The organism is Pseudomonas sp. CFII68, assembly GCF_000416195.1.
Classification (GTDB): Bacteria; Pseudomonadota; Gammaproteobacteria; order Pseudomonadales; family Pseudomonadaceae; genus Aquipseudomonas; species Aquipseudomonas kilonensis.
On the sequence record NZ_ATLN01000076.1, the window covers coordinates 1 to 14745 of the forward strand.

Here is a 14745-nt window from a genome sequence, read left to right on the forward strand (position 1 = left end):
CGCGAGCAAGCCCGCTCCCACATTGGATCTTTGTGCACCGCATCAATGCACTGCGAACCGCAATTGCGCATGCACAACGAGCCAAAACCATCGACCCCGTTCGAAAAAAACCGCACAAATAAAAACAAAAGCCCCGGAATACGGGGCTTTTCGCATCACCAGCGGTCTTTTTGTGACAAGCCATTTAAAACTGGCACGCCCCCTGCAATAACTCAATCACTACCCAGTTTCGGGGACCTTGGTACAGGCAGGCCGGGGATTCCCTCTTTTATTGCTCCTGGAGACGGACCTCCAGCCGCCAGCGGTCATCGACCTCGCTGGCGGTCCACGCCCCGCGCAGCGGACGCGCAGCCACCAGCGTCAGCAACAACCCCTTGTCACTCAAACGCACCCGCCAGTTCACGTCCTTGCCGTTGAGCTTCAACTGGCCGTTCTGCGATCGACCTTCTGCTTCGAACAACAACGCCACCGAGCCGTCGATGACTTCCCCGTGCAACTTGGGTTCGTTATTGAACCAGGCCACCACGCCACCGTCGGTCACCTCGACCTGCTGCAGCACGCTCGGTTCGGGTGTGGTCAGGCGTCCGATCATCAGCCCGACCATCACGCCGACGATCGCCAACGAGCCCATCACCCGAGGCATTAGCTTCGAACGTTTATCGGTTTGCGGCGTAGAATGCCGCTCATCTTTATCTGCGGAGCCGTGCATGTTTCACGTCATCCTTTTTCAACCGGAAATTCCGCCGAATACCGGCAACGTCATCAGGTTGTGCGCCAACAGCGGCTGCCACCTGCATTTGATCGAACCGCTGGGCTTCGACATGGACGACAAGCGCCTGCGCCGTGCCGGTCTCGACTACCACGAGTATGCCACCTTGCAGCGTCACGCCGACCTTGCCAGTTGTCTGGAGAGCCTGGGGCATCCGCGCCTGTTCGCCTTTACCACCAAGGGTTCGCGGCCGTTCCATGACGCCAGCTTCGTCGCCGGTGATGCGTTCCTGTTCGGCCCGGAAAGCCGTGGCCTGCCGGCCGAGGTGCTGGACGCCCTGCCCGCCGACCAGCGCCTGCGCCTGCCGATGCGCGAAGGCTGCCGCAGCCTGAACCTGTCCAATACCGTGGCAGTGGCGGTTTATGAAGCGTGGCGGCAGAACGGCTTCGCCTGAGCCCTTCCTGTCAGCCAAAAACACCTGTGGGAGCAAGCCTGTGGGAGCAAAGCTTGCTCGCGATGAGGTCGACACGGTTCAACTGCAAAACCGCGTCATCGTTCATCGCGAGCAAGCTTTGCTCCCACAGAGCTCGCTCCCACAGGGTTTGTGCCGGGCTGGCAGCGCCGTTTACTGAACGGTCACGCCGCCTTCTTGCTGCATGCGCTGCAGTTCTTGCGCATACAGGGCATCGAAGTTCACCGGGGCCAGCATCAGGGCCGGGAACGAGCCGCGGGTCACCAGGCTGTCCAGGGTTTCGCGGGCGTACGGGAACAGGATGTTCGGGCAGAACGCACCGAGGGTGTGGCTCATCGAGGCCGCATCCAGGTTCTTGATCAGGAAGATCCCGGCCTGCTGCACTTCGGCGATGAACGCCACTTCGTCACCGTTTTTCACGGTGACCGACAGGGTCAGCACCACTTCGTGGAAGTCATCTTCCAGGGCTTTCTGGCGAGTGTTCAGGTCCAGGCCTACACTCGGCTCCCACTGCTGGCGAAAGATCGCCGGGCTTTTCGGGGCTTCGAAGGACAGGTCACGTACATAAATGCGCTGCAAGGAGAATTGCGGTGCGGCTTCTTCTTCGCTGGCAGCTGTGTTCTGTTGGTCAGTCATCGCAGATCCTTCTTACTTTCAGGTTCTTTCAGTGGGAAATTCAGGCCTTGAGCAGTGCGTCGAGCTTACCGGCACGCTCCAGGGCGAACAGATCATCGCAACCGCCCACGTGGGTGCTGCCGATCCAGATCTGCGGCACGGACGTGCGCCCGGCCTTCTGGGTCATTTCGGCGCGCAGTTGCGGCTTGCCGTCGACCTTGATCTCTTCGAAGGCCACGCCTTTGTTCTGGAGCAGGAACTTGGCTCTGGAGCAATAGGGGCAGTAATCGCTGGAATAGACAACAACGTGGGGCATTTCACTTCACCAGGGGCAGATTGTCGGCTTTCCAGCTCGCCACACCACCGGACAGCTTGGCGGCGGTGAAACCAGATTTCATCAGCTCGCGGGCGTGGGTGCCGGCGTGCTGGCCTTGGGCATCTACCAGGATCAGCGTCTTGGCCTTGTGTTTTTCCAGCTCGCCGATACGGGCGATCAGTTTGTCCTGGGGAATATTCACCGCCCCGACAATGTGGCCGGCGGCGTAGTCCTTGCTCGGGCGGATGTCCACCACCACGCCGGCATCCTTGTTGACCAGCGCCGTCAGCTCGGCGGTACTGAGGCTGCGGCCGCCGCCCTGCATCGTATGGGCTACCAGCAACGCCAGCAGTACGACGAAGATACCGACGAGAATGTAGTGGTTAGTGGCAAATTCAATCAGGTGAGCAACCATCGAAGGAGGTTCCAGGGCGTTAAAATGTCGGCCAGTATACACAGCACACAAGGCCGGCCAAACCCCGCCCGGCGGTGACGCCGTCGGAACTTACCTTTAAACTGCCCGTCCCTTTTCCATCGTCTTCTTTTAACCCGCCACGAGTGGATTCCATGACTACCACGCCTAAACCTTTGGTCCTGATGATTCTCGACGGCTTCGGTCACAGTGACAGCCACGAATCCAACGCCGTGTATTCGGCCAACAAGCCTGTGCTGGACCGTTTGTGGGCCACCGTGCCCAACGGCCTGATCTCCGGCAGCGGCATGGACGTCGGCCTGCCGGACGGGCAGATGGGCAACTCCGAAGTCGGCCACATGAACCTCGGCGCAGGCCGCGTGGTGTATCAGGACTTCACCCGCGTGACCAAATCGATCCGCGACGGTGAATTCTTCGAAAACCCGACCATCTGCGCCGCCGTGGATAAAGCCGTGGCCGCTGGCAAGGCCGTGCACTTCATGGGCCTGCTGTCCGACGGTGGTGTGCACAGCCACCAGGACCACCTGATTGCCATGGCCGAACTGGCCTTCAAGCGCGGCGCCGAGCAGATCTACCTGCACGCGTTCCTCGATGGCCGCGACACCCCGCCGAAAAGCGCCACGTCGTCGATCGAACTGCTGGACGCAGCGTTCCAGGCACTCGGCAAGGGGCGCATCGCCAGCCTCATTGGCCGCTACTACGCCATGGACCGTGACAACCGTTGGGACCGCGTGTCCCAGGCCTACAACCTGATCGTCGACGGCAGCGCCGATTTCAACGCCGCCACCGCCCAGGAAGGCCTGCAAGCCGCCTACGAGCGCGGCGAAAGCGACGAATTCGTCAAGGCCACCACCATCGGTGAGCCGGTCAAGGTTGAAGACGGCGACGCCGTGGTGTTCATGAACTTCCGCGCCGACCGCGCTCGCGAACTGACCCGCGTGTTTGTCGAGGACGACTTCAAGGAGTTCGAACGCGCTCGCCAGCCGAAACTGGCCGGTTTCGTGATGCTGACCCAATACGCCGCCAGCATCCCCGCGCCATCGGCCTTCGCCGCCGGCAGCCTGGAAAACGTGCTGGGCGACTACCTGGCGAAGAACGGCAAGACCCAACTGCGCATCGCCGAGACCGAAAAATACGCCCACGTGACGTTCTTTTTCTCCGGCGGCCGTGAAGAACCCTTCCCGGGCGAAGAGCGCATCCTGATCCCCTCGCCAAAAGTCGCCACCTACGACCTGCAACCGGAGATGAGCGCGCCGGAAGTGACCGACCGCATCGTCGAGGCCATTGAAAACCAGCGTTACGACGTGATCGTGGTCAACTACGCCAACGGCGACATGGTGGGCCACAGCGGCGTGTTCGCCGCGGCGGTCAAGGCCGTGGAATGCCTGGACACCTGCGTTGGCCGCATCGTCGAAGCCCTGGAAAAGGTCGGCGGCGAAGCACTGATCACGGCCGACCACGGCAACGTCGAGCAGATGTCCGATGAATCCACCGGCCAGGCCCACACCGCCCACACCACCGAGCCGGTGCCGTTTATCTATGTCGGCAAGCGTGATTTCAAGGTCCGCGACGGCGGCGTGCTGGCCGACGTGGCACCGACCATGCTGATGCTGCTGGGCATGGAGCAGCCGGCGGAGATGACCGGGACTTCGATCCTGGTCTGATTGATCCATCAATCACCGCAAACCCTGTGGGAGCAAAGCTTGCTCGCGATAGCAATCTGACAATCTACATTTTCGTTGGATGTGCCGACGTCATCGCGAGCAAGCTTTGCTCCCACAGGGGTTTGGCGGGAAATAAGTGCCCTGCACCACTCCAGTTATCACACAGCCCCAAATGGGCGTTTTTTTTGCAGCGTGGGGCGGGCATACTAGGCCGTCCCTTTCCCTGGTGTCGCCCGCCTCTATGCTTCGCGTCCTGATAGCCCTCGCTCTGACCTGCCTGCTCCAACCGGCCTTTGCCGACGAGCGCGCGCAAACCCAACAACAGTTGGAAGCCACGCGCCAGGACATTGCCGAGCTGAAAAAGCTGCTGGGCAAGTTGCAGGAAGAGAAATCCGGCGTGCAGAAAGACCTGCGCGGCACCGAGACCGAGATGGGCAATCTGGAGAAGCAGGTCGAAGCCCTGCAAAAAGAGCTGAAGAAAAGCGAATCCGAGCTGCAACGACTCGATGGAGAGAAAAAAAAACTCCAGAGCGCGCGCACTGAACAGCAAAAGCTGATCGCCATCCAGGCCCGGGCCGCCTACCAGAACGGTCGCCAGGAATACCTCAAGCTGCTGCTCAACCAGCAGAACCCCGAGAAATTCGCCCGCACCCTCACTTATTACGATTACCTGAGCCAGGCACGCCTGGAACAGCTCAAGAGCTTCAACGAAACCCTGCGCCAACTGGCCAATGTCGAAAAAGACATCGAACTGCAGCAAGCCCAGTTGCTGGTGCAGAAAAGCAGCCTCGACACCCAGCGCGAAGAGCTCGAGAAGGTCCGCAAGGAACGCCAGGTGGCCCTGGCCAAGCTCAATGACGATGTGAAGGCTCGCGACAGCAAGCTCAAGGCCCGCGAGCAGGACCAGGCCGAACTGGCCAATGTGTTGAAAACCATCGAAGAAACCCTGGCCCGCCAGGCCCGAGAGGCGGAAGAAGCGCGCCAGAAAGCGCTGATCGCCCAGCAGGAAGCCGAAAAAAAGCGTTTGCGTGAAGCCCAGGCCGACGCAGACGCCGGCGACGCACCGCGCAAACCGGCAAAATCCAGCCCCGGCGCACTGGTTTCCAGTGATGGAGAAACCTTCGGCGGCGCTTTTGGTTCGGCACGAGGCAAACTTCCATGGCCGGTCAATGGTCGACTGCTTGCGCGCTTTGGTGAAACCCGCGGCGACGACACCCGCACCAAGTGGGACGGCGTGATGATCAGCGCCTCCGCCGGTAGCCAGGTGCATGCCGTGCATGGCGGGCGCGTGGTCTTCGCCGACTGGCTGCGCGGCGCCGGCCTGCTGGTGATCCTGGATCACGGCAACGGTTATTTGAGCCTGTACGGCCACAACCAGACGCTGCTCAAGTCCGCGGGGGATGTGGTCAAGGCCGGTGAGTCCATCTCCACGGTCGGTAACAGTGGCGGGCAGGATACGCCAGCACTGTATTTCGCTATTCGTCAGCAGGGTCGCCCCAGTGACCCGACCCAATGGTGTCGTGCGCAAGGATAAGCGCGCCCATCCTATTAAGGAGTTCGTTCGACATGCTGCATTTGTCCCGCCTTACCTCGCTGGCCCTGACGATCGCCCTCGTGATCGCTGCGCCCCTGGCTTTCGCCGCCGAACCGGCCCCGTCGGCACCCGCCGCCACAGCCGCGACCACCAAGGCCCCGCTGCCGCTGGACGAACTGCGCACCTTTGCCGAGGTCATGGACCGGATCAAGGCCGCCTATGTCGAACCGGTGGACGACAAAGTACTGCTGGAGAACGCCATCAAAGGCATGCTCAGCAACCTTGACCCGCATTCGGCCTACCTGGGGCCGGAGGATTTTGCCGAGCTGCAGGAAAGCACCAGCGGCGAATTCGGCGGCCTGGGCATCGAGGTCGGCAGCGAAGACGGTTTTGTCAAAGTGGTTTCGCCGATCGACGACACACCCGCTTCCAAGGCCGGCATCCAGGCCGGTGACTTCATCGTCAAGATCAACGGCCAGCCGACCCGCGGCCAAAGCATGACCGAAGCCGTGGACAAGATGCGCGGCAAGATCGGCCAGAAGATCACCCTGACCCTGGTGCGCGACGGCGGCACGCCGTTCGACGTGACCCTCACGCGAGCGGTCATCCAGGTCAAGAGCGTGAAGAGCCAGTTGCTGGAATCGGGCTACGGCTACATCCGCATCACTCAGTTCCAGGTCAAGACCGGCGAAGAAGTCGCCAAGGCCCTGGCCAAGATGCGCAAGGACAACGGCAAGAAGCTCAACGGCCTGGTCCTGGACCTGCGCAACAACCCCGGTGGCGTGCTGCAATCGGCAGTGGAAGTGGTGGATCACTTCATCACCAAGGGCCTGATCGTCTACACCAAGGGGCGCATCGCCAATTCCGAGCTGCGCTTCTCGGCCACCGGCAACGACCTGAGCGAAGCCGTGCCATTGGTAGTGCTGATCAACGGCGGCAGCGCCTCGGCATCGGAAATCGTCGCCGGCGCCCTGCAAGACCAGAAGCGTGGCGTGGTCATGGGCACCACCAGTTTCGGCAAGGGCTCGGTACAGACCGTCTTGCCACTGAACAACGACCGCGCCCTGAAGATCACCACCGCGCTGTACTTCACGCCCAACGGCCGCTCGATCCAGGCCCAGGGCATCGTCCCGGACATCGAGGTGCGCAAGGCCAAGATCACCAACGAGCAGGACAGCGAATACTTCAAGGAAGCCGACCTGCAAGGTCACCTGGGCAATGGCAACGGCGGTGCCGACAAGCCGACCGGCTCAGGCGCCAAGGCCAAGCCAATGCCGCAGGATGACGACTATCAGTTGGCCCAGGCCCTGAGCCTGCTCAAAGGGTTGAACATCACGTCCGGCCGCTGAGATGGGCCTGCGTTTTACCTCCGTCCTGCTGTGCCTGCTGGCGGGGGCCGTTAACGCGGCGCCCGCCACACCCTCTTCGCCGCACAAGGCGTACCTGAGCCTGATCATCGATGACCTGGGGCAAAACCTGCCCCGGGATCGCCGGGTCCTGGCCCTCCCCGGCCCGGTCACCGCCGCGATCATGCCGGACACACCCCACGCCGCCGAATTCGCCCGCGAGGCCCATCGCGCCGGCAAACTGGTCATGCTGCACATGCCCATGGACCCGGCCACCGGGCCGTTCGCCTGGCATCCTGAGCTGCCCGTCGAAGAACTGGGCAAGCGCCTCGACGCCGCCTTCGCGGCAGTGCCCTACACCAGCGGGATCAACAACCACATGGGCAGCCGCATGACCGCCCAGCCCCAGGCCATGGCGTGGCTGATGGCGAATTTGCAGCAGCGCCACAAGTTTTTCGTCGACAGCCGCACCAGCGCCCAGACAGTCGCCGCCGCCGAGGCGCAGAAGATCGGCCTCGCCAGCGTGTCGCGGGATGTGTTCCTGGACGACGAGCGCACCGAAGCCGCCATCGCCCAGCAACTCCAGAGCGCCATCGACCTGGCCCGCCGGCAGGGCTCGGCCGTGATGATCGGCCACCCCTACCCGCAGACCCTGGCCGTGCTCGAACGCGAGCTACCCAAGCTCAAGGCCCAGGGCATCGAATGGATCGACATCAAGTCGATGATCAGCCTGCGCAGCAATCGGGCAATGGTCGGGCATGGGAAGGATGGGGTTTATCGGTAGCGGCGACCGCGTTGCCTTCATCGTCGGATCGCCGCCCGGAGCAAGCTCGCTCCCACAGTAGTTCTGAATCGGGCACAAAATTTGTATTCACAGCAGATCCCTTGTGGGAGCGAGCCTGCTCGCGATGAAGGCTGCACATTCAACATCTCTGCAAGCTGATCCACCGCATTCGCGAGCAGGCTCGCTCCCACATTTTGATCTGTGGTGAAGGCAGTATTTATGAACACCCGGATACCTGTGGGAGCGAGCTTGCTCCGGGCGGCGATCCGACGATGGCGGCGGCACAGTCCTGCACAGCGCTCAGAGATACCGCGCCATGATCGCGTCCACTTCACCTTCCTTGCGCAATTCATCCAGGGCCTTTTGAAGCCGGGCAACCACGTCGTCAGGCACGTCCTTGTTCAAGGCCAGGTACAGCTCGGCACTGTTGAATCGCAGCACGGTCTTGAGATCGTTCACCCCTTCCTGACGCGCCAGGTACCGCCCGGCAGGGTCGCCGGTGGCCCACAGGTCGATCTGGCCGTTGACCAGTTTCCGGGCGTTGTCCTGATCGCGCAACACGACAATCGGGTTCAGCCCTTGCTTGGCCAATGTCTCGGCAATCGCGTCGCCCTTGTAGGCACCGACCTTGTATTGGCGCGCCTGCTCCAGCGAGCCTAGGGCGATCTTGCTGTCGGCCTTGGCGAGCATGATCCAATCATCCGGGCCGATCGGGCCAACCCATTTGAACAGCTTTTCACGCTCCGGCAACCGCGCCATGACAAACACACCGTAGCCCGGGTTTTCCAAGGCGAGTTTGTAGATCCGCTCCCAGGGGAAACGCAGCGTCAGGCTGTAGGAGATATCGGCACGCTTGAATATTTCGCGGACGATGTCCGCGGCAATGCCATGGATGTTTTCGTCCTGGGCGAAGTTCTTGCCGTTCTTGGCCATGTTGTACGGCGGGAAGTTTTCCGTCAGTAACACCAGCGATGTTTCAGCGGCGCGGACGGTACCGGCGAGCAGCAGCGTGGCACCGGCAAAGGCAAGAACGAGGCGTTTGAGCATGTCGGGCTACCGCAATCCATGGTGTGCCCAAGAGTGCCTTGGGCCCGCCATGGTGTCCAGCAGTCAGCGAATGCAGATACCGCGATGCGCCATGTAGGCCTTGGCTTCCGGCACGGTGTATTCGCCAAAGTGGAAAATGCTCGCCGCCAGCACCGCGCTGGCGTGGCCTTCGAGGATGCCGTCGGCCAGGTGTTGCAGGTTGCCGACGCCGCCGGAAGCGATCACCGGAATGCCCAGGGCATCGCTGATGGCGCGAGTGACGCCGAGGTCGAAGCCGTTTTTCATGCCGTCCTGGTCCATGCTGGTCAGCAGGATTTCACCGGCGCCCAGGCCTTCCATCTTCTTCGCCCACTCGACGGCGTCCAGACCAGTGGGTTTGCGCCCGCCGTGGGTGAAGATTTCCCAGCGCGGGGTTTCGCCCGGGCCGGAGACCTTCTTCGCATCGATGGCCACGACGATGCACTGCGAGCCAAAGTGCTGGGCCGCTTCGCCGACGAATTCCGGGTTGAACACCGCCGCGGTGTTGATCGACACCTTGTCGGCCCCGGCATTGAGCAGGTTGCGGATGTCTTGCACGGTGCGTACGCCACCGCCCACGGTCAGCGGGATGAACACCTGGCTGGCCATGCGCTCGACGGTATGCAATGTGGTATCGCGGCCATCGACGCTGGCCGTGATGTCGAGGAAGGTAATCTCGTCCGCACCCTGTTCGTCGTAGCGACGGGCGATTTCCACCGGGTCGCCGGCATCACGGATGTTCTCGAACTTGACACCCTTGACCACCCGGCCGTTGTCCACGTCCAGGCAAGGGATGATGCGTTTGGCCAGCGCCATGGTGAGTCCTCAGCCTTTATAGGTATCGCAGAAGGCCTGGGCCTCGGCGACGTCCAGGGTGCCTTCGTAGATCGCGCGACCGGTGATCGCACCGATGATGCCCGGCGCCTTGGCGTCGAGCAGCGCCTTGATGTCACCCAGGTTGTGGATGCCACCGGAAGCGATGACCGGGATCTTCGTCGCGGCAGCCAGGGCGGCGGTGAACGGGACATTGCAGCCCTGCATCATGCCGTCTTTGGCGATGTCGGTGTAGACGATGGCAGACACGCCGTCGGCTTCGAAACGCTTGGCCAGGTCGATCACCTGCACGGTGCTGACTTCAGCCCAGCCGTCGGTGGCGACAAAACCGTCTTTTGCGTCCAGGCCAACGATGACCTTGCCCGGGAAGGCGCGGCACGCTTCAGCAACGAACTCGGGCTCTTTCACGGCCTTGGTGCCGATGATCACGTAGCTCACGCCAGCCTTGACGTAATGTTCGATGGTTTCCAGCGAGCGAATGCCGCCGCCGATCTGGATCGGCAGGTTCGGGTAGCGCTTGGCAATGGCCGTGACCACTTCGCCATTGACCGGTTGCCCTTCGAAGGCACCGTTCAGATCGACCAGATGCAGGCGACGGCAGCCGCCCTCCACCCACTTGGCGGCCATGCTCACCGGGTCATCGGAAAACACCGTGGAGTCTTCCATGCGGCCCTGACGCAGACGTACGCAAGCGCCGTCCTTGAGATCGATAGCGGGGATAATCAGCATCTGGCAAACCTTCAAATACGAATATTCAGCTTGGCTCGAAAATCAGTTTTTCTCGAGCGCCCACAAGTCGCTTTCAATGCTTTCGAACCTTTCTTTAAGGTGCGTCTGCACATCGAAAATCGCCCTGTTGTAATAGTGCGGAGCAATTTCGCGGGTAAACAGGTCAAGAATTTCCGCCGCTTCGAACGAGCCCAGGTCCAGCTCGAAACGGTCCTCCATGAACCGCTGGATCTTGCGGTTCGCTTCACTCTCCTGCTCGGGCGTGAGGGTGAGGATCGGCGGTTTCTTGCGGGCCATTACCAGCGCCCGTCCCACGCGGCGAAGTTCTGCAACAGCTGCAGGCCATGGGTATGGCTCTTCTCGGGGTGGAACTGCACGGCGAAGCGCGAACCATCGGCCAGGGCCGCGGCGAAATCAACGCCATAGTGACCGCTGCCCACCACCTGCCGCGCATTGCCGGCGGCGATGTAGTAGCTGTGCACGAAGTAGAAGCGCGCCAGGTCCGGGATGTTGTGCCACAGCGGGTGATCCACCGTCTGCTTCACTTCGTTCCAGCCCATGTGCGGGACTTTCAGGTGCTCGCCGTCTTCATGCAGGCCCTTGCCGAAAAACTTCACCTGGCCTGGAAACATGGAGATGCAATCGACGCCGTCGTTCTCTTCGCTGCGCTCGAGCAAGGCTTGCATGCCCACGCAGATGCCAAGGAACGGACGGTCCTGGCTGACTTCGTGCACCAGCTTGTCGAAGCCCAGGCGACGAATCTCGGCCATGCAATCGCGAATCGCACCGACGCCGGGGAACACCACCCGGTCGGCTTCGCGAATCACGTCGGCATCGCTGGTGATCAGCACCTTGCCAGCGCCCACGTGCTCGAGGGCCTTGGCCACCGAGTGCAGGTTGCCCATGCCGTAGTCGATTACCGCGACCGTCTGCATTACAGGACGCCCTTGGTGGAAGGCATCTGGCCGGCCATGCGGTCATCGAGCTCGACGGCCATGCGCAGGGCGCGGCCGAAAGCCTTGAACACGGTTTCGATCTGGTGGTGGGTGTTGTGCCCGCGCAGGTTGTCGATGTGCAGGGTCACGTTGGCGTGGTTGACGAAGCCCTGGAAGAATTCCTGGAACAGGTCAACGTCGAAGCCGCCGACGGTGGCACGGGTGTACGGCACGTGCATCTGCAGGCCCGGACGACCGGAGAAGTCGATGACCACGCGCGACAGCGCTTCATCGAGCGGCACGTAGGCATGGCCGTAGCGACGGATGCCCTTCTTGTCGCCGATGGCTTTGGTAAAGGCCTGGCCCAAGGTGATACCGACGTCTTCCACCGTGTGGTGGTCGTCGATATGCAGGTCGCCCTTGCTGACGATGTCCAGGTCGATCAGCCCGTGACGGGCGATCTGGTCCAGCATGTGCTCAAGAAAAGGTACACCGATATCAAACCGGGCCTTTCCGGTGCCATCCAGGTTGATCGAGGCTTTGATCTGGGTTTCCAGAGTGTCGCGCTCGACAGACGCCTTACGTTCGGCCATCACCAGCTCCGCAAAATCATTGGGCGAAAAAGGCAGCCATTATAGGGGCGCGAGCGGCAAACAGAAACACAAGAGGTGACATCACTGACGGGCTGAATCCCGGGCTGTCGGTGATAGACATGTCCATACAAGCTTTCAAGGTCACCCAAAAGCAAATGTGGGAGCGGGCTTGCTCGCGAAGGCGGCGTATCAGTCGACATCATCGTTAACTGACACACCGCATTCGCGAGCAAGCCCGCTCCCACATTTAGGGTTGCCCTGGCCTGACGGTCAGGGCAACGGTCTTAGCGGAACAACACCGCCGTCTTCTGCAGGGTCACCCACACACCCCACGCCAACGGAATGCCCACCACCAGCCAGGCGGCGATCGCCAGGGACTTGGTGCCCGGTGCGGCTTTCCACTCCAGCGAAGTGCTGCTGTCGGCGCCTTTGTCATGGCCCAGCGCCTGTTCGGCGGCCAGTTCGGCATCGGTCATGAAGTACTTGTCGGCGACCGGACGGACCATCAGGTTGCAGAGGAAGCCCAGCACCAGCAGGCCGGCGAGGATGTACAAGGTGATGTCATAGGCCGCGGCACGCTCAACACCGATGCTCAGTTGATATTCACGCAGGTAGTTCACCAGTACCGGACCCAGCACGCCTGCCGCCGCCCAGGCAGTCAGCAGACGACCGTGGATTGCACCGACCATTTGCGTACCGAACAGGTCCGCCAGGTAGGCCGGCACCGTGGCGAAACCGCCGCCGTACATCGACAGGATGATGCAGAACGCCGCCACGAACAGCGCGACGCTGCCCAGGTGACCCAGGTTCGGGATCAGCGCGTACAGGGCAAAGCCCAGGGCGAAGAACACGAAATAGGTGTTTTTACGACCCAGGTAATCCGAGAAGGAGGCCCAGAAGAACCGGCCACCGATGTTGAACAGGCTCAACAGACCGGTGAAACCAGCCGCGATGGCCGCGATCTGGCCCAGTTGCACGGCGTCCAGCTGACCGAAAGGCAGGTCATTGCCGAGCAACTTGCCGCCGAACACCTCCTGCAACAGTGGCGAAGCCATGCCGAGGATGCCGATACCGGCGGATACGTTCAGGCACAGCACCAGCCATACCAGACGGAACTGCGGGGTTTTCCAGGCAACGTTCACGTGAACGTGGCGATGGGTGATCATCGCGTTCGCGGCTTTCTTCGGTGCCGGGGTCCAGCCTTCAGGCTTCCAGCCGGTCGGCGGAACGCGGTACGACAAGGCGCCACCGATCATGAACACGAAGTAGATCGCGGCCATGACCAGGAAGCTCTGCCATACGCCCACGCCGGTTGGCGAAGCGAAATGGTTCATCAGCGCCGCGGCCAGCGGAGCACCGACCATCGCACCACCGCCGAAGCCCATGATCGCCATGCCGGTCGCCATGCCGCGCTTGTCCGGGAACCACTTGATCAGGGTCGACACCGGGGAGATGTAGCCCAGGCCCAGGCCGATACCACCGATCACCCCGGAACCGACCCACATCAGCCAGATCTGGTGGGTATAGATACCCAACGCGGAAATCAGCAGGCCACCGCACCAGCACAATGCCGATACAACGCCGGCCTTGCGTGGCCCGGCGTGTTCCAGCCAGCCGCCCCAGATGGCTGCCGAGCAACCCAGGAAGATGAAGAACAGGGTGTAGATCCAGCCGAGCATCGAGATCGGCCAGTCGCATTGGGACGAAAAGACTTGCGAGATGAAACTCATATCCGGTGCACAGGCCACAGGCTTGGTGACACCCAAGGCTTTGGACAGTGGCAACCAGAACACCGAGAAGCCATAGGCCATGCCGATGCAGAGGTGAATGGCCAGTGCGGCCGGTGGAACCAGCCACCGGTTGAAACCGGGCTTGGCGATGATACGTTCCTTGGAGAGGAACGCTGGCTGGTCGGCGATGCCGTCTGCCGTGATGCTCGTGCTCATTGTGTATCCCCCAATTATTGGAATGATCCGTCAGCCACGCCTCACCCTCAGCCTTCATTGCACGCAGGCATGGCTGTATTTTCTGGTGAAGCTCCATAGTGTGCGACATCAAGTCGCAGAAGGACGGACGAACGGGCAAAGGTTACCATTTGCTCGCGGCAGAAAAACCAAAGTGATATCACCTTTTTCGTGCCATCTGTCTTATCGCACGCTTGCTCGCTTTCTGTAGGGGGCTAACGATTTATTTTTTCAGGAATTTTCATGCCCATCGTTGTCGAGCTCATTACTGACGCCAATTGTCAGGACCAACAGGACCTGCAGAAAATCTACCGGGATGCCCCGGCCTGGCTGTTTGAACCCTTTGGCGATGCCACGCAACTGATCGCGCAATGCCTTGAGGAAGGCTCGTTGGTAGCAGCACGGTTCAATGACCGCCTGCTCGGTGCCGCACGCCTGCAACGGCACCAGAACGCCTGGCGCTTGTCCCACCTGTGCGTACGAAACGTTACCCGTCGCCGTGGCGTGGCTGAACGGCTGGTGAGCGAAGCCCGGCGAATGGCCGCGTTAAACGGTGCCGAGCTGCATTTGTTGGCGCCGACCGGGCATCTGCAAGCCCAGGCGCTGGCGACCAAGCTGAAGATGCCGCTTAATGAAAGCTAATCGATGGTTGGAGACAAATCCGATGGTGAGGGGGCTTGCACTGTAGGAGCTGCCGAAGGCTGCGATCTTTTGATCTTTCGCTTGAGACTCAAGCGTTGGAGGAAAGATCG

Annotated in this window: 18 protein-coding genes; 7 read left to right on the plus strand and 11 right to left on the minus strand. The window is 61.4% G+C overall.

Going from position 1 to position 14745, the window contains the following annotated elements:
• On the plus strand, positions 1 to 211 hold a 211-nt coding region (locus CFII68_RS27795; RefSeq protein ID WP_218187450.1), incomplete at its 5' end, for a hypothetical protein.
• A gap of 57 nt (positions 212 to 268) precedes the next feature.
• Here the strand turns inward: CFII68_RS27795 and CFII68_RS15330 are convergent.
• Positions 269 to 709: a hypothetical protein gene (locus CFII68_RS15330; RefSeq protein ID WP_018606302.1), complete on the minus strand. Its 441-nt coding sequence runs from the start codon at positions 707 to 709 to the stop codon at positions 269 to 271.
• Here CFII68_RS15330 and trmL point away from each other — a divergent pair.
• On the plus strand, positions 708 to 1163 hold the full coding sequence (gene trmL, locus CFII68_RS15325; RefSeq protein ID WP_003196848.1) for a tRNA (uridine(34)/cytosine(34)/5-carboxymethylaminomethyluridine(34)-2'-O)-methyltransferase TrmL: 456 nt from the start codon (positions 708 to 710) through the stop codon (positions 1161 to 1163). The genes CFII68_RS15330 and trmL overlap by 2 nt on opposite strands.
• Positions 1164 to 1334: 171 nt before the next feature.
• On the opposite strand, the gene secB is transcribed toward trmL, so the two are convergent.
• The 3 genes from secB to CFII68_RS15310 are packed head-to-tail and all read right to left on the minus strand — an operon-like array spanning position 1335 to position 2527.
• Positions 1335 to 1817, minus strand: coding sequence for a protein-export chaperone SecB (gene secB / locus CFII68_RS15320; protein WP_018606305.1), 483 nt, complete (start codon positions 1815 to 1817; stop codon positions 1335 to 1337).
• Between the two features lie 40 nt (positions 1818 to 1857).
• Entirely contained in the window at positions 1858 to 2112 is a 255-nt protein-coding gene (gene grxC / locus CFII68_RS15315; protein WP_014336106.1) for a glutaredoxin 3, read from the minus strand.
• Between the two features lies 1 nt (position 2113).
• The gene (locus tag CFII68_RS15310; RefSeq protein ID WP_003196840.1) at positions 2114 to 2527 is read right to left on the minus strand and encodes a rhodanese-like domain-containing protein; all 414 of its coding nucleotides are present in this window, start codon (positions 2525 to 2527) and stop codon (positions 2114 to 2116) included.
• A gap of 152 nt (positions 2528 to 2679) precedes the next feature.
• Between CFII68_RS15310 and gpmI the strand changes: the two genes are divergently transcribed.
• From gpmI to CFII68_RS15290, 4 genes are all read left to right on the plus strand, one after another.
• A complete protein-coding gene (gene gpmI / locus CFII68_RS15305) occupies positions 2680 to 4209 on the plus strand; it encodes a 2,3-bisphosphoglycerate-independent phosphoglycerate mutase (RefSeq protein ID WP_018606308.1) in 1530 nt (509 codons plus the stop codon).
• Between the two features lie 241 nt (positions 4210 to 4450).
• Complete coding sequence (locus CFII68_RS15300) at positions 4451 to 5743, plus strand: murein hydrolase activator EnvC (RefSeq protein ID WP_018606310.1); 1293 nt, start codon at positions 4451 to 4453, stop codon at positions 5741 to 5743.
• Between the two features lie 32 nt (positions 5744 to 5775).
• The gene (locus CFII68_RS15295; protein WP_018606312.1) at positions 5776 to 7092 is read left to right on the plus strand and encodes a S41 family peptidase; all 1317 of its coding nucleotides are present in this window, start codon (positions 5776 to 5778) and stop codon (positions 7090 to 7092) included.
• A 1-nt stretch (position 7093) separates the two neighbouring features.
• Positions 7094 to 7873: a divergent polysaccharide deacetylase family protein gene (locus CFII68_RS15290; protein ID WP_018606314.1), complete on the plus strand. Its 780-nt coding sequence runs from the start codon at positions 7094 to 7096 to the stop codon at positions 7871 to 7873.
• 300 nt (positions 7874 to 8173) lie between these two features.
• Here CFII68_RS15290 and CFII68_RS15285 read toward each other — a convergent pair whose 3' ends face one another.
• The 7 genes from CFII68_RS15285 to CFII68_RS15255 all read right to left on the minus strand — a co-directional run bounded on the left by CFII68_RS15285 (position 8174) and on the right by CFII68_RS15255 (position 13975).
• On the minus strand, positions 8174 to 8920 hold the full coding sequence (locus CFII68_RS15285; RefSeq protein ID WP_018606316.1) for an ABC transporter substrate-binding protein: 747 nt from the start codon (positions 8918 to 8920) through the stop codon (positions 8174 to 8176).
• 63 nt (positions 8921 to 8983) lie between these two features.
• Positions 8984 to 9754: an imidazole glycerol phosphate synthase subunit HisF gene (gene hisF, locus CFII68_RS15280; protein ID WP_003196830.1), complete on the minus strand. Its 771-nt coding sequence runs from the start codon at positions 9752 to 9754 to the stop codon at positions 8984 to 8986.
• Positions 9755 to 9763: 9 nt separating this feature from the next.
• Positions 9764 to 10501 carry a 1-(5-phosphoribosyl)-5-[(5-phosphoribosylamino)methylideneamino]imidazole-4-carboxamide isomerase gene (gene hisA / locus CFII68_RS15275; RefSeq protein ID WP_003196828.1) on the minus strand — a complete coding sequence of 246 codons (738 nt, stop codon included), beginning with the start codon at positions 10499 to 10501 and terminating at the stop codon, positions 9764 to 9766.
• Between the two features lie 42 nt (positions 10502 to 10543).
• On the minus strand, positions 10544 to 10798 hold the full coding sequence (locus tag CFII68_RS15270) for a DUF2164 domain-containing protein (protein ID WP_018606317.1): 255 nt from the start codon (positions 10796 to 10798) through the stop codon (positions 10544 to 10546).
• On the minus strand, positions 10798 to 11436 hold the full coding sequence (gene hisH / locus CFII68_RS15265; protein ID WP_018606318.1) for an imidazole glycerol phosphate synthase subunit HisH: 639 nt from the start codon (positions 11434 to 11436) through the stop codon (positions 10798 to 10800). The genes CFII68_RS15270 and hisH overlap by 1 nt, the downstream gene beginning before the upstream one ends.
• A complete protein-coding gene (gene hisB, locus CFII68_RS15260) occupies positions 11436 to 12029 on the minus strand; it encodes an imidazoleglycerol-phosphate dehydratase HisB (RefSeq protein WP_003186751.1) in 594 nt (197 codons plus the stop codon). Before hisB ends, hisH begins: the two co-directional genes overlap by 1 nt.
• A 284-nt stretch (positions 12030 to 12313) precedes the next feature.
• Entirely contained in the window at positions 12314 to 13975 is a 1662-nt protein-coding gene (locus CFII68_RS15255; protein ID WP_018606324.1) for an OFA family MFS transporter, read from the minus strand.
• A gap of 261 nt (positions 13976 to 14236) precedes the next feature.
• Between CFII68_RS15255 and panM the strand changes: the two genes are divergently transcribed.
• The gene (gene panM, locus CFII68_RS15250) at positions 14237 to 14635 is read left to right on the plus strand and encodes an aspartate 1-decarboxylase autocleavage activator PanM (protein WP_018606326.1); all 399 of its coding nucleotides are present in this window, start codon (positions 14237 to 14239) and stop codon (positions 14633 to 14635) included.
• Positions 14636 to 14745: the final 110 nt, after the last annotated feature.